The organism is Fusobacterium ulcerans ATCC 49185 (assembly GCF_900683735.1).
Lineage (GTDB): Bacteria > Fusobacteriota > Fusobacteriia > Fusobacteriales > Fusobacteriaceae > Fusobacterium_A > Fusobacterium_A ulcerans_A.
The window spans coordinates 154,119-174,267 of the sequence record NZ_LR215979.1; the positions used below are offsets into that span (position 1 = coordinate 154,119).

Genomic DNA, 20,149 nt, shown 5'->3' on the forward strand with positions numbered 1-20,149 from the left:
ATTACATCAGTATTGAAGCTATAGGATATCCCACAAAGATAGTAACTATTACTGCAACTGCCATAAAGATAAATCCATATTTAAACATATCAGTAGACTCTACCCATTCTGATCCAATAGCTATGGCAATGTGCGGCATAGCTGGAGGAGTAGCAAAAGCAAAAGCAGACATCATTCCAATAATAGAAACAATTGCTGGAGCTGATACTGCTCCATTAGTTGCCTGCACCAAAGGAATAGCAACAGTAGTGACAACTGTAACAGTAACCATATTAGAAGAGAAGTTTGTCTGAATACAAGCCCATAGAGTAAATATGAGAACAAGAAGCATAGGACTTACTTCTTTTAATATAGGAGTCAAAGTTTCTACAAGATATTGAGCCAATCCTACATGTTGATTTGTCATAGCACTTCCTAAAGCCAGTGTACCAGCAGCCATTATAATACTTGACCATTGTACCCCTTTTCTCATTCCTTCAGCAAAATTCAATACTGGTTTTTCATCAAAAGACATTATAGAATAGCAGATAACTCCAAGCATAGGAGGCATAGCAGTTCCCATAGATGAGATTTTTTTGCATATTACAGGAAAATAAGGCTTCAATATACTAGGAAGTACCCATAGGGCAACTATTATACAAAATACTCCAAGGATAGCTTTTTCCTTTTTCTCCATTGGTTTTATTTCACTCTTTAAAGAAGAAACATCTATATTTTTTATTTTTGTCATGTCGGGATTAAGAATAAATCTGAATATAAGAATTAGGAAAACTGTGCATATAATTCCTACAGGAACAGCAAAAGCCATATATTCAGCATAGCCTATAGTCAATCCAGTAGCAGTAGTATAAAATCCCATAGCCATAATACTGAAGACATGAGCTATAGGAGTCATTCCAGCAGCAACAGATACACAAAATGCAAGGCTGATCATGAGCATTTTTCCTATTTTATCACCTTTTTTTAGCCCTAATATTTCATTGATTTTTTCTAGTATAGGAAGAAAAACAACAAACAATACAGATGGAGATACAAAACATCCAATAAATATTATTGCTGAAATAAAAGATATAACAAAAAGCCATGGACCTTTTTTAGCTATTGGGCTTGTTATGAATGAAACAGCACATCTTTTTAAAAATGGAGTTTCTGCTAAAACATAAGTACATAGAAATGTACACATTAAAAAAGCAAAGGTATCATTTCCAAAAGAACTTAGAAAAACATTTTTAAATCCAATTTCTGGAATTAATCCTATTGCAGTTATGCAAAGCAAACTAGGCCAGTCAATGGCAACAGTAAGCCATAGTAATAAACTTCCAAGAAATATTCCTATTACATTCATTCCAAGTGGTTTCATTCCAACTGGAAGTGGAAGATGTTTTATAAACAAAATTAAAAGTAATGCAAGAAAGATACAAGAATATCTTTTTACACTTTTAGCAGACATAAATTTTCCCCCTCTGTTTTACAGCAATATTATTCTCTATAAATAATTTCAATAATTCATAGAGTTGTTGAAAATTATATCCTTATAAGACCTCTTTGTCAATTTAAATCAAAAAATCAGGAGTATTTTACTCCTGATAGTTCTAAAATTGTTGTTATTATTCAAATAATATAAAAAAATATAAAATAGTGTACACAATATAGTGAAATAAATATGGAATAATGATAAAATGTTAAAAAATAAAATCTTATTCTTGAATGATTTCTAAAATTTTTCCATTATCGTATTTTATTTCTTTGATTTTTTCTCCCTCTTTTGAGTATTCCAAGTAGATTCCATTAGGTTCTCCAGAAACATAATTTGTTTCTAAAACAATCTGTCCATTGAAGTGATATTTATTATATGGACCATTGAGTTTTCCATCTTTATATTCACTGTCTATGTATATTTGTCCATTTCTATAGAAATGCACATATTTTCCATCAAGTTTCCCATTTTTATAACTCATTAAAAGAAGTATTTGTCCATTGTCATATTTTCTTAAAATTTTACCAGAATAGGGCTTACTTTCATTAATTATATAAACTATTCCATTTCTTTCCTGTTTTTTAGAGATGTCTACTTCCCTTTCTTTTTCGTAGCAGCTGCTAAGTAATATTATTGAAAAAATAAGCAGTAAAAGTTTCTTCATTTAGCTTCCTCCATAGATGTAAATTATTATAATTATAGCATAAACATATGATTTTTACCAATCAAAAAGAGGAGATATAATCTCCCCTATTAAAATTTATAGATTAATCCTCATACCCTTCTGGATGATTTTTATGCCATGTCCATGCTGTATCAATTATTTTTTCAAGAGTATTATATTTAGGTTTCCATTTTAATTCTTTCATAGCTTTGTCAGAACTTGCTACAAGTTTAGCAGGATCTCCAGCTCTTCTAGGTGAAACTATTGCTGGAATAGGATGATTAGTTACTTTTCTGGCAACTTCAATAACTTCTTTTACAGAGAATCCCTCTCCATTTCCTAAGTTGAATATTTCGCTTTCTCCTCCATTGTTTAATCTTTTAAGAGCAAGGATATGTGCATCAGCAAGGTCCATTACATGAATATAATCTCTGATACAAGTACCATCAGCAGTAGGATAGTCATCTCCATATATTCCAATATGTTCTCTTTTACCAAGAGCTACTTGAAGTATAATTGGGATAAGATGGCTCTCAGGGCTGTGATCTTCTCCTATTTCACCAGAGGGATGAGCACCAGCGACATTGAAATATCTTAAAGCTGTATATTTTATTCCATAAGCCTTATCACACCATTTAAGCATTTTTTCAACAGCAAGCTTGCTTTCTCCATATGGATTAGTAGGGAAAGTTGTATCACTTTCAAGGATGGGTACATTTTCAGGTTCTCCATATGTAGCAGCAGTTGATGAGAAAACTATTTTATTAACATTATGTTTTTTCATAGCTTTTAGTAAACATAAAGTTCCATAAAAATTATTTTCAAAATATTTTAAAGGTTCTTCTACACTTTCACCAACTAAAGAGAAAGCAGCAAAATCAATTACACCATCTATCTTATTATCTTTAAAAACTCTTTCCATAAACTCATCATCTCTTAAATCTCCAAGAACAAGTTTTGCTTTTTCATGAACTGCATCAACATGACCAGTTTGAAGATTATCAAGCACAATTACCTCTTCTCCACTGTCAATAAGAGCTCTAGTAACATGACTTCCAATATACCCAGCTCCACCACAAACTAAAATTGCCATTTTATCCTCCTTAGAAAATATTTTTCTATATTATACATCATATTTTTAAAAATATTAACCTAATTCATGTTAATATATTGAACAAATCTTAATAAACCTTTTTCTCCCTCTAGGTTTCTTTTGTACACCCCAGCATCTTCAAGAACTTTGGAGAAAGTCATTCCTACTTCATCTTTTAAGATACTTTCTACATTTTTAGAAGTTATTTCAAAATATTTCTTCTTAATATTAACAGCCCAGTTTAAATGCTTCTCAACTTTAGGGTCATTTTTAATTTTAGTTTCAAAATCAGCTTCTGTAAGATATTTTCCAAGTATTTCAAGTTCTTCTTTCAGTCTTCCTGGAAGTACAGCAAGTCCCATAACTTCAATAAGACCTATATTTTCCTTTTTTATATTATGCACATCTTCATGTGGATGAAATATTCCTAAAGGATGTTCTTCACTTGTTCTGTTATTTCTAAGAACAAGGTCAAGCTCAAAATCTTTTTCTCTCCTTCTTCCAATAGGAGTAACAGTATTATGAGGTGTATCTTCAGAGAATGCGTATATTCCTAGAGATTCATCACTATATCTTCTCCAGTTATCAAGTATTTTTACTGCAAGCTCTACCAGTTTTTTTCTATCAGGACTTTTTATTCTTATAACTGACATAGGCCATTTAACTATACCAGCTTCAACATCTTCAAATCCTTTAAAAATTATGGTTTTTTCTATAGGAGATTTTGCCATTGGAAATTCATGGTGTCCTCCTTGATAATGGTCATGGCTTAAAATTGATCCTCCAACAATAGGAAGGTCAGCATTTGATCCTACAAAATAATGAGGAACCTGTTCAATAAAAGCTGTTATTCTATTAAAAGCATCTTTGTTTATTTTCATAGGTCTGTGTTCACCAGAAAAAATAATGGCATGTTCATTATAATAAACATATGGAGAATATTGAAGAAACCATTGTTCTCCTTCTAAGAAAAATGGAAGAACTCTGTGATTTTGTCTGGCTGGGTGATTTAATCTTCCAGCATATCCAACATTTTCATAACATAAAAGACATTTAGGATATGATGATGGAGGAAGAAGTCTTTCTTTAGCTATATCTCTTGGATCTTTTTCTGGTTTTGAAAGATTTACAGTTATCTCCATATCACCATATTCTGTATTTGAATACCAGTGCATATTTTTTGCTATTCTGTCTGTTCTTATATAGTTAGTCTTTTGAGCAAATTCATAGTAATTATCAGTAGCCTTTTCTATTCCTCCAAGACTTGATATTTTTATAAATTTATCTATTACATGAGTGGCAGATGGAGTTATTTTCCCCATTATTTCTGTATCGAAAAGATCTTTTACAACAATACTATCTTCAATTATGCCTTTTTCTACAGCCCAGTTACATATATTTTCCAGTATTTCATTTGGATATTGAGGTATAGTTTTAGAAGAGATATCCACATCTTCCCAGTCTTTAAGTTTTAAAAGAGACATAATTTCATTTCTGGATATAATTTCATCATATTTTCCTATAAGATCATTTTTTAATCCATAAGCTAACAGCAATTTTACTTCTTCAAATATATTCATTAAAAATCACCTAACTTTCTGCTTCCATCACCAATTTTAGCAACATAGAAATCAGCAGTTAATCCAGTTTTACCTTTATATTTTTCTCCAACAGATTTTATAAATTCATCAATAAATTCATCTTTTACAATACTTACAGTACAACCTCCAAAACCAGCACCAGTCATACGAGAACCTATTACACCTTTTGCTTCCCATGCAGCTTCTACTAGAGAATCAAGCTCAAACCCTGTTACCTCATAGTCATCTCTTAAAGAAATATGAGATTGATTCATAAGTTTTCCAAAAGCGTCAACGTCTCCAGAGTTTAATTTTTCAACAGCTATTTTAGTTCTTTCATTTTCAGTTACAGCATGAGTTGCTCTTTTTAGTTGTTCTTCATCAGTTATGAAATGTTTCGCTTTATTAAATTTTTCTACTGAAAGTTCTCCAAGATTTCTTATGTTAATTCCATTTTCATTTAAGACTTTAACAGCTGCTTCACAAGAATTTCTTCTTTCATTATATTTAGAATCAGCAAGACCTCTTTTCTTATTTGTATTAGCTATAACTATTGAAGCACCATTTAATTCTACAGGAGCATAGTGATATTCAAGAGTGTTGCAGTCTAAAAGAATAGCATTATCTTTTTTACCCATTCCAATAGCAAACTGATCCATTATTCCACAATTTACTCCTATAAATTCATTTTCAGATTTTTGAGAAAGTTTTACCATTTCTATCATATCTATATCAAGATTAAAGATTTCTTTTAAGATAACTGATGTAAGAAGTTCTATTGAAGCTGAAGAAGAAAGTCCAGCACCATTTGGAATATTTCCAAAGAACAATACATCAAATCCTTTGTCTATTTTATATCCAGCATTTATGAAAGTTTTTATTACCCCTTTAGGATAATTAGCCCAATTATCTGATGGAGTATTTATAAGTTTATCTAAAGAAAATTCTTTTGTTCCTAATTTATTAAAGTTTTTAGAATACATTCTAAAAACATTATCTTCTCTTCTTTTTACAACAGCATAAGTACCAAAATCTAATGCACAAGGAAATACGAATCCACCATTATAGTCAGTATGTTCTCCAATAAGATTTACTCTTCCAGGAGAAAAGAATACTTCAACAGCTCCTGAATAATTAAATAGAGTTTTAAAATCTTGTACTAATCCTTTTATCATAATTATATTCAACCTCCGCAAATTCTTTTCTAAAAATCTAGCCTACCTTAATATAAGTATATAGTATAAATTGATTTTAACAACTAAAATTATGAAAAAACACCACAACTTTATAAACTAAGTAAAATAAGATTTTGGAGTTTTGTTAAAAATATTGTATAATATAGTATACAGAAAAAAGGGGGTAGAATATGAAATCAACAAGTGTAAAAATGAAAGCTTTAGAACTCATAAAAAATGCAGATGGAATTTCTAGAATAGAGTTGGCTAAAGAATTAGATATTACCCCAGCAGGAATTGGAAAAATTGTAAATGGATTTTTAAATAAAGGTATTATAAAAGAATACAGTGAAGGAATTTCTACTGGAGGAAGAAAACCCCTTATATTAAGAATAAATGAAGAAAATATAGGGAAAATATTAGGAATATCATTAGCACCAAGATTTATTCAAATATCAGTAGGGGATATAAATGGAAAAATATTAAAAACTAAAAGATATTCATTGAAAAAAAGACTGGCTCAAAAAGAAAATAATATATTTAAAGCTGTTGAAGTTCTTATAAAAAGAGAATTAAGAAATGAAGAGATAACTATAATATCTGTTATAATAAATGGAATGGTGGATAGTGAAGCTGGGATATCAATATTTTCTCCACATTATAATTGGAAAAATATAAAGCTTAAAGAATTATTGGAGAAGAAATTTAATAAAAGAGTTTTTATAGAGAATGATGTAAGAGGTATGGCTCTTACTGAAAAAATATTTGGTTCTTGCAGGGAAAAGCATAATTTTGTTGTACTGAATATTGGTGATGGAGTAGGAGGAAGTATCTTTCTTAATGATTCTCTTTATCAAGGGTATGGATCTATGTCAGGAGAATTAGGACATATGGTGGTAAAAAGAAATAGCTCTGAAAAATGTTCGTGTGGAAAGAGGGGATGTCTTGAAACAGAGGTATCCAATGTAGCAGTTATTAAAAAAGTAATATCTCAGATAAAATTGAACAATTATAGCAGCCTTAAAAATATTCTTAATGAAAAGGGAAGCTTGGATATAGGAGATATAATAAATGCTGTAAAAGAAAAGGATATGCTTACTTTAAATATAATGAACGAAGCAATCTATCTCACTGCTCATGCTATTGATGGAATAATTTCAGTAATTAATCCTGAAAAAATAATTCTTTTTGGTGCAGTGTTCAAAAGCAGTTTTTTATTCAAAACCCTTGTCAATGAAGTGAAAAAAGTAACTTTAGATGAACAAAATTATGAAATAAAAGTATCAGAATTTTCAGATAATATTTATGAAGTATCACCATTTGCAGTGGTTAATTATAATATATTTAAAGAGTTATAAAAATAAGGGGAAGTATAATGGGAATTAGCAATGTAGGTTATTCAATAAAGAGAAAAAATAGATTAGCTGCATTTCTTTTTATAATGGGAGCAATATTAATTTTTTTAGGATATGTATCTTACTTTGGAGGCTCTGTATCAGTAGCTATAGATATTACAGTAATGTGGCTATTGACTGGTCTTTCTTTTTTCTTGGTGACAGCAGCATCTTGTTTAATAATAAAATCAGAAAAAGATAGTTATTTAGGTTATTTAAAAGATTATTGTGAAAAATCTTCAAATTATGAATATACTTGGCAGAAAATAAATGAACTATGCAGTGAAAAACCATTGATAAAAAATGTTTGGATAAATGAAAAATGGATGCTTTTTAGAATTGAAAAATATTTATATATCATAGATATTGATAATATAGTATGGATCTATTTGGAAGAAGCGAGAAGTAATTACAGCAGAAAACCTATCTATGGACTGTGTATTGCAGAAGAAACAAAAAATAAGTATTGTATTCCTGTCAATGAAAATGAAATATGGATTATAGACTATTTATTTAAAATACATAAACGATCTTTATTTGGGTATAATGAAGAATGGCAGCAGTTATTTGAAAATGATTTTGAAAAATTTAAACGATTTGCAAGAAAAGTAAGTTAGAGAATAGAATAAATTGAAAAAATATTTATAATTAAAAAATGCTGTAAGATTCTGAAGAAAAAATTTGATAAATAAAAAACTGACAAGAAGAAAAACTTCAAGTCAGTTTTTAAGTTATTAGACTATTTTTAAATTACAGAAGCTAATCTTATTATTTTTTCAAAGCGTCAGCTACAGCTTCTTTGAATCCTTGAGAAGTATAAGTAGCACCTGCTACATCATCGACTTCAACAGATTGTTTAGCTATAATTTCAGAAGTTAGTTTTTCAATAGCTGGTTCAGCTATTCTTTTAGTGTCTTTCATTTCTAAAACTTTGATGGCAACAATTTTGTCTCCATCTTTTTCCACAGAAACTTTAATTTCATCTTTATATCCAAATCCTATTCCTTCTGATGTTGCAAAAACAGCAACTGAAGATATAACTATTAAAGCAGAAATAAGTAATTTTTTCATTTTGTTCCTCCTATAAATTTAAGTAATTTTTAAGATAAAGAAGCTTGACAAAGACCACAACCAGAACAAACATGACCAGCAAAAGCTACTTTATTAGCAGCTGCTTTTTGAGCTTTTCTGACTTCAATTAAAGGACCCTCTCCTTCTCCAGTAACATGTTGTTTTAGCATTTCAACTAAGTTATCCATGCATGAAGTATATCCTGCCAAAGGAGCTCCAGAACAATAATTATCATCTAAAAGTTCAATTACTTTAGTTACTTCCATACCAGGCAGCAGTTTCCCAATTGCAGCAAGGTTTCCAGGACACCCTTTTACAGCAGAAAATGATTCAATTTTACCATCTTTAACAGAAACAGTCATTTCAGTAGAACATACTCCATAAGTTTTTTCAGTAAAAGTTACATCTTTGTTAATAACTTCAGAAAGAGATATTTGTTGAATCAACAAAACTCCTGCAAGAATTACAATAGATTTTTTCATTATTAATACATTCCTCCCAAGAAAAAAGTTAAAATAATAGATAACATATAGATATTATATACAATAAATTCTGAAAAAAAGCAATAAAAAAATATTTTATATGCACTTAAATACTATGAAAAAAATTTGTACAGTTCCTCTTTTTTCTTTTTTATAATATTCAAATATTAACAGATTCTTTTCTAAGTCTCTGGTTGTCATGATGTATTTATTTTTTTGCTTTTTTAATTAATTTTAAAGTATTTTTAAAATATTCAAAAAAATTCTGAAAAACTTTTTAAATATAAATTATAAATTCAAAATAAATTTTAAATAAAATTGTTTATATGTCCGAATATAGCGTAAAAATAATAAGATAATTTGTTATAATGTATTATCAAATTTAATGAAGGAGGATACATTATGAGTATAAATATAATTTCTAGTATAGATATTATGAATATTGATATGAATAAATGTTATTTTAATCCTGGATGTGCATTAAGTATACATAGTTCAAATTCAGAATTAAAAATTCTTAAATTTTTAAATAAGTATTTTGGAGAAGTAAAAATGCATAATGTTTGTTGTCGTCATAATCCAAAATTGCCTCATGGATCAACTATCATAAATAATTGTGCAGGGTGTGATCGACGTTTCCGTTCATTATATGAAGGAATTCAGACAATTAGTTTATGGGAAATTATTGATAGTATCAAAGATTTGCCACTTCCTGTTTATGATAATTTAATTGTTTCTGTCCAAGATTCTTGCTCTTTTAGATGTAAACCTCAAGTTCATACAGCTGTACGAAATCTACTTCAAAAAATGAATATAAAAATTATTGAATCTAAATTCAATGGAACAAAATCTATTTGTTGTGGAGATACTTTTTATTCAAAGCTTTCAATAAAGGAAGTCAATAAACTACAGAAAAAAAGAGCTGATCAAATGCCTTGTCAAAATGTTGTTGTTTATTGTGTTTCTTGCATTAAGTCTATGGCAATTGGAGGGAAAATACCACACCATATGATTGATTTGATTTTAAATGAACCAACAGAACCAAAAGAAATAAATTTGGATCTTTATCATGATGCACTTTCGAAATATATAAATTTACATTAACTAAAATATCTCAAAGCACATAAATAACTTTATACCTTTATTTCAAAATAGCAAATTAATGTGATTTTAAATTTTATTTAAGAAGAGCTAGAGATAATACTAGCTCTTTTTTCTATTTTTTGAAATTTTTTTATGATTTTATAAACTGATTTTAAAGACTTTTATTTATTGAAAAGGTATTAGATTCAAACTTTGGTTAATATTTAAAATGGTAGATATCTACTTGCTAGAATTTGTAAGAGAAGGTATAAATTATACCTTTTAGTAGTAACCAAGTAGCACCCGCTGAAAATATTCAATAGAGATAAGTACAGATAAACAGAGAGCTTGAAAAAAACTTGTAAAAAGATATAAATTAAGGTAAAATATATTGATAGTAAATTTGATATATAATCGGGAGTGAAAATAAGATGTTTATAGATGAGGTAATAGTAACGGTCAAAGCCGGTAATGGAGGAGATGGATCAGCAGCTTTCAGAAGAGAGAAGTACATCCAGTTTGGTGGACCAGATGGAGGAGATGGAGGAAATGGAGGGAGTGTAATATTTATTGCAGATCCCAACATAAATACTCTTATTGACTTTAAATTTAAAAAAGTATTTAAAGCTGAAAATGGAGAAAATGGACAAAAAAAACAAATGTATGGAAAAACAGGAGAAGATCTTGTTATAAAAGTTCCAGTTGGAACTCAGGTAAGAGATATAGAAACTGGAAAACTTCTTTTAGATATGAATGTAGAGGGAGAACCTAGAACACTTTTAAAAGGTGGAAGAGGAGGGGCAGGAAATGTTCATTTTAAATCTTCTACAAGAAAAACTCCAAGAATTGCTGGAAAAGGTAGAGAGGGAGCAGAGATAAAAGTAAAACTTGAGTTGAAACTTTTAGCAGATGTGGCTCTTGTAGGATATCCATCAGTTGGAAAATCAAGTTTTATCAACAAGGTATCAGCTGCCAACTCTAAAGTAGGAAGTTATCATTTCACTACTCTTGAACCAAAACTAGGAGTAGTAAGACTTGAAGAAGGAAAATCATTTGTAATAGCAGATATACCAGGGCTTATTGAGGGAGCTCATGAAGGAGTAGGACTTGGGGATAAATTCCTTAGACATATAGAAAGATGTAAAATGATATATCATCTTGTAGATGTGGCTGAAATAGAAGGAAGAGATGCTATTGAAGATTATGAGAAAATAAATGAGGAATTAAAAAAATTCAGTGAGAAACTTTCAACTAAAAAACAGATAGTTCTTGCGAATAAAATGGATCTATTATGGGATATGGAAAAATATGAAAAATTTAAAGCTCATGTGGAAGCTCAAGGACATGAAGTTTTTCCAGTTTCTGTTATCTTAAATGAAGGAATCAAAGAGGTGCTTTATAGAAGTTACTCAATGCTTCAAGAAATAGAGAGAGAACCATTGGAAGATGAAGTTAATGTAAATGAAGTATTGAGAGAAATAAAAGGAGATATGGAAGATTTTGTAATAACTCAAGATGAAGAGGGAACATATGTAATAGAAGGAAGAATTTTAGATGAAGTTCTTGCTAAATATGTTATTACTATGGAAGAGGAATCTATCATTAATTTCCTTCATATGATGAGATCACTTGGATTGGAAGAAGCTATGAGAGAAGCTGGAATTCAAGATGGAGATAATGTAAGAATAGCAGATGTAGAGTTTGAATATGTAGAGTAATAAATATATAAAAACATGAAAGCTGAATTTACATTATTCAGCTTTTTTGTGATTTAGAAAGGAAAATAGATGTTGAAGGGACTAGTCATTGCAGGGCCTACAGGGGTAGGGAAGACAGATTTATCTATTAAACTGGCCAAGTTGATGAAGGCAGATATATTTTCAGCAGATTCAGCTCAGGTATATAAGGGAATGAATATAGGAACAGCTAAAATTACTGCTGAAGAGATGCAGGGAATAAAACACTATATGCTTGATATAGTAGAACCTGTAAAAAAATATAATGTTGGAGATTATCAAAAAGATGTGGATAACATTTTAAAAGGAAAAGAAGCAGAGGGGAAAAATATTATTCTTACAGGGGGAACAGGACTGTATATAAGTTCTATAACTGAGGGATTATCCTCTTTACCAGCGGGGAATCCAATACTTCGAGAAGAGCTTTTAAAAAAAGATATAGATGAACTTTATAATGAACTTACAGCTGTAGATCCAGAAGCAGCACTTGAGATACATAAAAATAATAGAAGAAGAGTAGAACGAGCCCTTGAAGTTTTTAAACTGACAGGAGAAAAATTTTCTGTTCTGTCTAAGAAAAATATCAAAGGAAATAATTATAATTTTTTAAAAGTAGCTTTAGAAAGAAACAGAGATATTCTCTATGAGAGAATAAATATAAGAGTAGATATAATGCTGGAAAAAGGTCTTCTGGAAGAAGTAGAAGAATTATATAAAAAGTATGGAGAAAATTTAAAAAAAATAAATATTATAGGTTATACACAATTAATAGACTATTTTAACAATAACTGTACCTTTGAAGAGGCAGTTGAAAATATCAAAAGAGATTCAAGAAGATATGCAAAAAGACAGTTTACTTGGTTTAAAAATGACCCTTCATATACCTGGTATGATCTAGACAAGATGAATGAAGAGGAAATAGTAAATAAAATAACAACTGAATTAAAGTTATGATTAACTGCAATCAAGTGTAATTAAATTCTTGATAAAAACATAGTGATATGGTATTATTAATAGTAATAGGGATTAGGTGTATGTAATTATGAGAAAGATTTTTATTTGGATAATTTCAATCTTTTTTTTGACAGGATGTTCTAATTTGATAAATAAAAAAGTTGAAAATGAGTATGAAAAACAATATGTATACTTATATGAAAACTGGGAATTGGAAAATCTTAAAAAACAACTTAATGAGAACAAAATGACTCAAGGGGAAAATTCCTTGATTATTAAGTATCAAAAGTTATTAACTGAAAGAGAAAAAGATAAAATCGCTCTAGAAACATTGATAGAGAAGATAAAGATAGATTTACAAAAGGGTGATACAGAAAGTTTACAGAAAACGCTTAATTTTTCTTTGAAGAATGTTTTTTTAGGGAATGAAATAGAAAAAATAGATTTTTCCCAAATGAATATATTTGTTACTAAGCCAAAATTTTATAAGAAAAACGCTAGTAATATAACTGCATTTAATTTTGAAGATAGAACTATATACTTTGATGTAAAATTTTTATTAGAAAAAGGGGAATGGAAAATAACAGAATTTAAAGAGAGAAGGTGATAGGAGAGTGAAAAATATCATTAGGATGTCAATCCCATCTTCTTTAGAGAATTTATCTCTTATTAGAGCTTTGGTAAAAACTTATTTAGAAGTTCAACATATAAATGAGAAAGATATATTTCAGCTGTTGTCTGTGGTAGATGAACTTTCAACAAATGTGGTGGAACATGGATATAAGTATAAGCCAGGAGACATTATTCTAGAAATACAGAAATCAAATGATGTAATACAATTGATAGTGGAAGATAATGGAATCGGTTTTGATGAGGAAAAATTGAGTAAAGAAGAAGGCGGGATGGGGCTGTATATAGCAAGAGCCATAGCTGACAATTTTAAAATTGAAAAAAAATTGAATGGAACACTTTTTAAGATAGAAAAGAGAATTAAGGAGGCTGTATAAAAAATGGTAGAAAATTTTGATATAATCGAAAAAAATGTTGGGGATATAAAAGTTATAAAAGTAGTTGGAGAATTAGATGCTTTAGTAGCTCCAAAATTAAAAGAAAGAATAACAAAGCTTGTTGAGATGGACACAATAAAATTCATAATCGATTTTGAAGAATTAGTTCACATAAACAGTCTGGCTATGGGAATCCTAAGAGGAAAATTAAGAGTAGTAAAAGAAATAGGTGGGGACATCAAACTTATAAAATTAAACGAGAATATTAAGACTATATTTGAAATGATAGGATTAGACGAAATATTCGAAATATACGAAACAGAAGATGAGGCAGTAGAAAGCTTCAAATAAAAATAAAAAAATGGAGAAAGGATAAATTATGAATATAGGAATAAGTATAGGATTGGCGATAATCGGACTTAGTATCATCATTTCACTGATGTATAAAAAGTCTGTTATAGATAAAAAAATAAATGAGTTAAATGACTTAGAAGATGAGGTTACAAAATCAAAAATAAAAGCTAAAGAAATAATAGAATTAGCTGAAAAAGAAGCATTAGCAAAGGGAAAAGAGATAGAGTTAAAAGCTAAAGAGCATGTGTATCAATTAAAAGAGGAAGCTGAAAGAGAGATAAAAAACTCTAAGAATGAACTTCTTCAAAAGGAAGCAAGACTTACTAAAAAAGAGGAAACTCTTGATAATAAGATAGAAAAATTAGAAGTTAAGAGTCAGGAACTTGAAAAAACAACTGAAGAACTTGAGTTAAAAAGAGAAGAAATAGATAAAATAAGATTACAGCAGGAAAATGAACTTGAAAGAATATCAGGACTTTCAAAAGTGGAAGCAAGAGATATCCTTATAGCAAAATTGAGAGATGATCTTACTCATGAAACTGCAGTAGCTATTAAAGAGTATGAGTGTAAACTTGAAGATGAAAAAGACAGAATATCTAGAAGAATACTTTCAACTTCTATTGGTAAAGCATCAGCTGATTATGTGGTAGATGCAACTGTTTCAGTTGTAAACCTTCCTAATGATGAAATGAAAGGAAGAATAATTGGAAGAGAAGGAAGAAATATTAGAGCTATTGAAGCTTTAACAGGTGTAGATATTATAATAGATGATACTCCAGAAGCAGTAGTACTTTCTAGTTTTGATGGAGTAAAAAGAGAAATAGCAAGAATAGCTATAGAAAAACTTATTACTGATGGAAGAATTCATCCTGGTAAAATTGAAGAAGTAGTAAATAAAGCTAAAAAAGAAATAGAGAAAGAAATAGTGGATGCTGGAGAAGAAGCATTAATCGAATTAGGAATACCAGCAATGCACCCTGAAGTAATAAGAACTTTAGGAAGATTGAAATTCAGAACAAGTTATGGACAAAATGTACTTACTCATTCAATCGAGGTAGCTAAATTATCAGCTAACCTAGCAGCTGAGATAGGTGCAGATACAGAATTGGCAAAAAGAGCAGGACTTTTACACGATATAGGAAAAGTTCTTGAAAATGATATAGAAGCTTCTCATGCTATTATTGGTGGAGAATTTTTAAGAAAATTTGGAGAGAAATCAGATGTAATAAATGCTGTTATGGCTCATCATAATGAAGTAGAGTTTGAAACTGTTGAAGCTATACTTGTACAAGCAGCAGATGCTATATCAGCATCAAGACCAGGAGCAAGAAGAGAAACTCTTACTGCTTATCTAAAAAGACTGGAAAATTTAGAAGAAATAGCAAATTCATTTAATGGAGTTGAATCATCTTATGCTATACAAGCTGGAAGAGAAATCAGAATAATAATTAATCCAGATTCTATAAGTGATGATGCAGCAACTAAAATGTCTAGAGATGTAGCTAAGAAAATTGAGGAAACAATGCAGTATCCTGGACAAATAAAAGTAACTATTGTTAGAGAAACTAGAGCAGTAGAATACGCTAAATAAGAAAAAAATGTAATAGAAAATAATCGCCCCACTGAAATATATGTTTAATATTTTAGTGGGGTTTTAAAATTAGAGAAAAAATGATATAATTTGTGTTGGATAAAACGTTATAGAAAGAAGGACGAAAATGAAAGTTTTAATAGTTGGAGATATAGTAGGAAATCCAGGAAGAGAAACATTAAAAACATATTTAGAAAGAAAGAAAAAAGATTATGATTTAGTTATAGTAAATGGAGAAAACTCAGCAGCAGGATTTGGAATAACAGGTAAACTGGCAGATCAATTATTTGGCTGGGGTTGTGATGTTATAACTGGAGGAAATCATATCTGGGATAAAAAAGAATTCTATGATTACCTTGATAAAACAGATAAGGTATTAAGACCAGCAAATTACCCAGATGGAGTACCAGGAGTAGGACACACTATAGTAAAGGATAGAAATGGAAATAAAGTTGGGATTATATCTCTTCAAGGAAGAGTTTTTATGCCGCCTATTGACTGTCCATTTAAAAAAGCAAAAGAACTGATAGAAGAGATAAAAAAAGAAACAAAAATTATCATAATAGATTTTCATGCTGAAGCTACATCAGAAAAAATAGCTATGGGATGGCATGTAGATGGATATGCTTCAGTAATATATGGAACACATACACATATTCAGACAGCAGATAATAAGATACTTCCAGAAGGAACAGGATACATAACTGATGTAGGTATGACTGGTTCAGATAATGGAGTTATAGGAATGTCTGTTGAGTCAATACTTCCAAAGTTTTTAAATGCACTTCCTCAGAGATTTGAAATAGCTGAAGGAAACGAAAGATTAAATGGAATAGAAGTAGAGATAGATATGGAAACAGGAGAATGTAAAAGTATAGAGAGAATAAATAAATCACTTACTGAAATAAGTTTTAGTTAATGGAGATGAGAATGAAAGTAGTAGAAATAAAAGTAATTTATGAAAGTGACAATATAGAAAAAGCTACAAAAGAAATATCAGATATATTTTATGATTTTGGAGTTACAGGATTAAAGATAGAGGAACCTCTTTCTCATAAAAATCCATTAGACTTTTATAAAAATGAAAAAGATTTTTTAATGGTGGATCATGCTATATCAGCTTATTTTCCATTGAATCCATATTCTGAAAAAAGAAAAATTGCTATATTAGAAAGATTTCAAGAGCAATTTTCAGAAAGAGATGATATAATATATACTGTTGATTTTTATGAATATGATGAGGAAGATTATCAAAACAGCTGGAAGAAATATCTTTTTCCTGAAAAAGTGAGTGAAAAGTTTGTAGTTAAACCTACTTGGAGAGAGTATGAACCAGAAAGTGATGAACTTATAATAGAACTTGATCCAGGAAGAGCCTTTGGAACAGGATCACACCCTACAACATCTCTTTGTCTTAAATTAATGGAAGAAAACATTAAAGAGGGGGACAGTGTTATAGATGTAGGAACAGGGTCAGGGATATTGATGATAGCAGCTGACAGACTTGGGGCTTCTGAGATATATGGAACAGATATTGATGAACTAGCTGTAGAATCAGCAAAAGAAAATCTTGAACTTAATAAAATAGATGAAAATAAAGCTAAAGTATTTAAAGGTGATCTCATATCTGTAGTTGAAGATAAAAAATTTGATGTAGTAGTAGCTAATATATTGGCAGATGTACTTTTAATTCTGCTGAATGATATATCTAAAGTAGTAAAAAAAGATGGATTAATAATTTTTTCTGGTATTATTGAAGATAAATGCGAAATTTTGAAAAAAGAAGTAGAGGCATTAGGATTTAAGGTATTGGAAATAAAAGCTGATAAAGAATGGAGAGCAATGCTTATAAAAGCTAATTAATAATCAGGGGGAAAAATGGAAGAATTCATAGTAACAGTAGATGGACCAGCAGGAAGCGGGAAAAGTACAATAGCTAAAATAGTTGCAGCTAAATATGGACTTACATATTTAGATACAGGAGCAATGTACAGAATGATTGCTCTTTATGCTTTGGAAAACGGTGTAAATCTTGAAGATGAAAAAAGTGTAGAGGCAATGCTGGAAAATACAAAACTGGATATTGTAGGAAATAAATTTTTTCTTAATGGAAAAGATGTGTCAGAAGAAATAAGAACTCCTGAAGTGAGTGGAATAGTTTCTCCAGTGGCAGCAATAAAAGCTGTAAGAGTAAAACTGGTAGAATTGCAAAGAGAAATAAGCAAAGGAAAGAAAACTATTTTAGATGGAAGAGATATTGGAACTGTGGTTTTCCCAAATGCACAAGTGAAGATATTTTTAGTTGCTTCACCAGAAGAGAGAGCAAGAAGAAGACTTAATGAATATAAAGAAAAAGGGATAGAAGCTGATTTTGAATCTGTGATAACTTCTATAAAAGAAAGAGATCATATAGATTCTACAAGAAAAGAAAGCCCTCTTATGAAAGCAGATGATGCTGTGGAAATAGACAGCAGTGTAATGACAATAGATGAAGTAGTTCAAGCTATATCTGAATGCATAGACAAGAAGGTAAATTAAATGTTGTACAATATTTTAAGAGCTTTAATTATGCCGTTTTTATATGTGTATATGCTTGTAAATAAAGAAAAAAAAGAATTTTTTCATAAGAGAATAAATCAGAATATAGATATATTAAAAAAAGAGGAATATATTTGGGTGCATTGTTCTTCAGTAGGAGAAGTGAATCTTTCAGAAGCATTAGTAAAAAAAATACTATCTGAAAGAAAAGAAAGAATATTTCTTACAGTAATGACAGATACTGGGATGGGAACAGCAAAAGAGAAATATAAAAACAGTGAAAGAGTAGATATACTATATTTTCCTTTAGATGATAAAAAAATCATAAAAAATATACTTGAAAGAATAAAAATGAGAATACTTATTCTTATTGAAACTGAAATATGGCCAAATCTTATCAATGAATGTCATAAAAAAGGGAAAGTAATAGTAGTTAATGGAAGAATATCAGATAGAAGTTTTGGAAGATATGAAAAATTAAGTTTTTATCTTAGAGGACTTTTTGAAAATGTAGATGGATTCTATATGCAGTCAAAACTTGATAGTGAAAGAATAATTAAGATAGGAGCAGTTGCAAATAAAGTAGAAACTCTTGGAAATCTGAAATTTGATATAGACCTTGAAAGGTTTGATAAAAAGACTAAAGATGAATTGAAAAACTTTTTAGGGGTATCTGGAAGAAAAGTTTTTACTGCAGGAAGTACAAGAACTGGAGAGAATGAAGTCATTCTTGAAGTGTTCAAGAAACTTACAAACACAATACTTATACTAGTGCCAAGACATATTGAAAGAGTCCCTGTAATAGAGGAATTGATAAAAAAAGAGGGATTGACATACAAGAAATATAGCAAAATAGATAGTGACAATTTTGAAAAAACTGATATAATACTTGTGGATAAAATTGGAGTATTGAGAAAGTTATACTCAATTGCTGATATAGCATTTGTTGGAGGAACGCTTGTAGATATAGGAGGACATAGTCTTTTAGAGCCGCTTTTCTATGAAAAGACACCAATATTTGGACCATACCTGCAAAATGTAAAGGATATTTCAAAAGAAATATTAAAGAAAAACATAGGTTATAAAGTGGAAAATATAGATGAGTTTTTGGAAGCTATAAATAAAATAGAAAAAAATACTGATATGTATAAAAAAAATATAGAGGCTTTTTTTAAAGAAAACAGCAGAACAGCTGATAAAATTTTAAAAAAAATAGATAAACTTTTAGAAGTGGAGGATTAATGGTAAACGATAGCATAAAAGATGATTTATGGAAACATTTTTTCAAAAATCCAAGAAAAAATTATAATCCATATATATTAAGACTTCTTGACTATCCAGAGTATATTATTTTTGATAAAGAAATCATGGATTCATACAAGGGAAGATGGAAAGAGTTTTTTAAAAATGATAATCCTGTTTATCTTGAGATAGGTTCTGGAAGTGGAAACTTTGCTCAAGGTATGGCAATGAGATATCCAGAAAGAAACCATATAGGGCTTGAACTTAGATTCAAGAGGCTTGTACTTTCTGCAACTAAAGTAAAAAGAGATAACTCTAAAAATGTTTTATTTTTGAGAAGAAGAGGAGAAGAGGTACTTTCTCTTATTGCTGAAAATGAAATAGAAGGAGTATATGTAAATTTTCCTGATCCATGGGAAGAAAATGAAAAGAATAGAGTAGTACAGGAAAGTTTCTTTAAAATACTTGATGTAGTGTTAAAAAAAGGTGGGAAATTTTTCTTTAAGACTGACCATGATAAATATTATCAAGATGTCATTGATCTTGTAAATATAATAGATGGATATGAAGTAATATATCATACACCAGATCTTCATAATAGTGAAAAAGCGGCAGATAATATTAAAACTGAATTTGAACAGCTGTTTTTATGCAAGCATAACAAAAACATCAATTATATTGAGATAGAAAAAACAAAATAACCGTAAT

The 20,149-nt window shown here is 29.5% G+C and carries 21 protein-coding genes; 14 read left to right on the top strand and 7 right to left on the bottom strand.

What is annotated here, in order from left to right:
• Position 1 precedes the first annotated feature (1 nt).
• The 5 genes from E0E45_RS00720 to E0E45_RS00740 form a co-directional block, all read right to left on the bottom strand.
• A complete protein-coding gene (locus tag E0E45_RS00720) occupies positions 2 to 1,450 on the bottom strand; it encodes an SLC13 family permease (protein ID WP_130889374.1) in 1,449 nt (482 codons plus the stop codon).
• 247 nt (positions 1,451 to 1,697) lie between these two features.
• Entirely contained in the window at positions 1,698 to 2,141 is a 444-nt protein-coding gene (locus E0E45_RS00725) for a toxin-antitoxin system YwqK family antitoxin (RefSeq protein ID WP_130889375.1), read from the bottom strand.
• A gap of 103 nt (positions 2,142 to 2,244) precedes the next feature.
• On the bottom strand, positions 2,245 to 3,234 hold the full coding sequence (galE, locus tag E0E45_RS00730) for a UDP-glucose 4-epimerase GalE (protein ID WP_130889376.1): 990 nt from the start codon (positions 3,232 to 3,234) through the stop codon (positions 2,245 to 2,247).
• A gap of 59 nt (positions 3,235 to 3,293) precedes the next feature.
• The gene (gene galT / locus E0E45_RS00735) at positions 3,294 to 4,814 is read right to left on the bottom strand and encodes a UDP-glucose--hexose-1-phosphate uridylyltransferase (protein WP_130889377.1); all 1,521 of its coding nucleotides are present in this window, start codon (positions 4,812 to 4,814) and stop codon (positions 3,294 to 3,296) included.
• On the bottom strand, positions 4,814 to 5,989 hold the full coding sequence (locus tag E0E45_RS00740; protein ID WP_130889378.1) for a galactokinase: 1,176 nt from the start codon (positions 5,987 to 5,989) through the stop codon (positions 4,814 to 4,816). Before E0E45_RS00740 ends, galT begins: the two co-directional genes overlap by 1 nt.
• 191 nt (positions 5,990 to 6,180) lie before the next feature.
• Between E0E45_RS00740 and E0E45_RS00745 the strand changes: the two genes are divergently transcribed.
• Positions 6,181 to 7,347 carry an ROK family protein gene (locus tag E0E45_RS00745; RefSeq protein ID WP_130889379.1) on the top strand — a complete coding sequence of 389 codons (1,167 nt, stop codon included), beginning with the start codon at positions 6,181 to 6,183 and terminating at the stop codon, positions 7,345 to 7,347.
• A gap of 17 nt (positions 7,348 to 7,364) precedes the next feature.
• Positions 7,365 to 8,000: a DUF6709 family protein gene (locus E0E45_RS00750; protein WP_130889380.1), complete on the top strand. Its 636-nt coding sequence runs from the start codon at positions 7,365 to 7,367 to the stop codon at positions 7,998 to 8,000.
• 151 nt (positions 8,001 to 8,151) lie between these two features.
• Here E0E45_RS00750 and E0E45_RS00755 read toward each other — a convergent pair whose 3' ends face one another.
• Both E0E45_RS00755 and E0E45_RS00760 read right to left on the bottom strand, forming a co-directional pair.
• The gene (locus tag E0E45_RS00755; RefSeq protein ID WP_130889381.1) at positions 8,152 to 8,454 is read right to left on the bottom strand and encodes an FMN-binding protein; all 303 of its coding nucleotides are present in this window, start codon (positions 8,452 to 8,454) and stop codon (positions 8,152 to 8,154) included.
• A gap of 29 nt (positions 8,455 to 8,483) precedes the next feature.
• The gene (locus tag E0E45_RS00760; protein ID WP_130889382.1) at positions 8,484 to 8,936 is read right to left on the bottom strand and encodes a TSCPD domain-containing protein; all 453 of its coding nucleotides are present in this window, start codon (positions 8,934 to 8,936) and stop codon (positions 8,484 to 8,486) included.
• 402 nt (positions 8,937 to 9,338) lie between these two features.
• On the opposite strand from E0E45_RS00760, the gene E0E45_RS00765 reads away from it, so the two are divergent.
• From E0E45_RS00765 to trmB, 12 genes are all read left to right on the top strand, one after another.
• Entirely contained in the window at positions 9,339 to 10,040 is a 702-nt protein-coding gene (locus tag E0E45_RS00765) for a (Fe-S)-binding protein (protein ID WP_172604125.1), read from the top strand.
• Positions 10,041 to 10,450: 410 nt separating this feature from the next.
• The gene (gene obgE / locus E0E45_RS00770; RefSeq protein ID WP_130889383.1) at positions 10,451 to 11,737 is read left to right on the top strand and encodes a GTPase ObgE; all 1,287 of its coding nucleotides are present in this window, start codon (positions 10,451 to 10,453) and stop codon (positions 11,735 to 11,737) included.
• Between the two features lie 69 nt (positions 11,738 to 11,806).
• Positions 11,807 to 12,709 carry a tRNA (adenosine(37)-N6)-dimethylallyltransferase MiaA gene (gene miaA / locus E0E45_RS00775; RefSeq protein ID WP_130889384.1) on the top strand — a complete coding sequence of 301 codons (903 nt, stop codon included), beginning with the start codon at positions 11,807 to 11,809 and terminating at the stop codon, positions 12,707 to 12,709.
• A 145-nt stretch (positions 12,710 to 12,854) separates the two neighbouring features.
• The gene (locus E0E45_RS00780) at positions 12,855 to 13,316 is read left to right on the top strand and encodes a hypothetical protein (protein ID WP_232044028.1); all 462 of its coding nucleotides are present in this window, start codon (positions 12,855 to 12,857) and stop codon (positions 13,314 to 13,316) included.
• A gap of 7 nt (positions 13,317 to 13,323) precedes the next feature.
• Positions 13,324 to 13,716 (top strand): ATP-binding protein, encoded by a 393-nt coding sequence (locus E0E45_RS00785; RefSeq protein WP_130889386.1) that lies wholly within the window; start codon positions 13,324 to 13,326, stop codon positions 13,714 to 13,716.
• Positions 13,717 to 13,719: 3 nt separating this feature from the next.
• A complete protein-coding gene (locus E0E45_RS00790; protein ID WP_096403903.1) occupies positions 13,720 to 14,067 on the top strand; it encodes an STAS domain-containing protein in 348 nt (115 codons plus the stop codon).
• Positions 14,068 to 14,095: 28 nt separating this feature from the next.
• Positions 14,096 to 15,661 carry a ribonuclease Y gene (rny, locus tag E0E45_RS00795; protein WP_130889387.1) on the top strand — a complete coding sequence of 522 codons (1,566 nt, stop codon included), beginning with the start codon at positions 14,096 to 14,098 and terminating at the stop codon, positions 15,659 to 15,661.
• Between the two features lie 127 nt (positions 15,662 to 15,788).
• Positions 15,789 to 16,580 carry a TIGR00282 family metallophosphoesterase gene (locus E0E45_RS00800; protein WP_130889388.1) on the top strand — a complete coding sequence of 264 codons (792 nt, stop codon included), beginning with the start codon at positions 15,789 to 15,791 and terminating at the stop codon, positions 16,578 to 16,580.
• An 11-nt stretch (positions 16,581 to 16,591) separates the two neighbouring features.
• The gene (prmA, locus tag E0E45_RS00805; protein WP_130889389.1) at positions 16,592 to 17,524 is read left to right on the top strand and encodes a 50S ribosomal protein L11 methyltransferase; all 933 of its coding nucleotides are present in this window, start codon (positions 16,592 to 16,594) and stop codon (positions 17,522 to 17,524) included.
• A 15-nt stretch (positions 17,525 to 17,539) separates the two neighbouring features.
• The gene (cmk, locus tag E0E45_RS00810; RefSeq protein WP_130889390.1) at positions 17,540 to 18,199 is read left to right on the top strand and encodes a (d)CMP kinase; all 660 of its coding nucleotides are present in this window, start codon (positions 17,540 to 17,542) and stop codon (positions 18,197 to 18,199) included.
• On the top strand, positions 18,200 to 19,441 hold the full coding sequence (locus E0E45_RS00815; RefSeq protein ID WP_130889391.1) for a 3-deoxy-D-manno-octulosonic acid transferase: 1,242 nt from the start codon (positions 18,200 to 18,202) through the stop codon (positions 19,439 to 19,441).
• On the top strand, positions 19,441 to 20,142 hold the full coding sequence (trmB, locus tag E0E45_RS00820; RefSeq protein ID WP_130889392.1) for a tRNA (guanosine(46)-N7)-methyltransferase TrmB: 702 nt from the start codon (positions 19,441 to 19,443) through the stop codon (positions 20,140 to 20,142). Before E0E45_RS00815 ends, trmB begins: the two co-directional genes overlap by 1 nt.
• Positions 20,143 to 20,149: the final 7 nt, after the last annotated feature.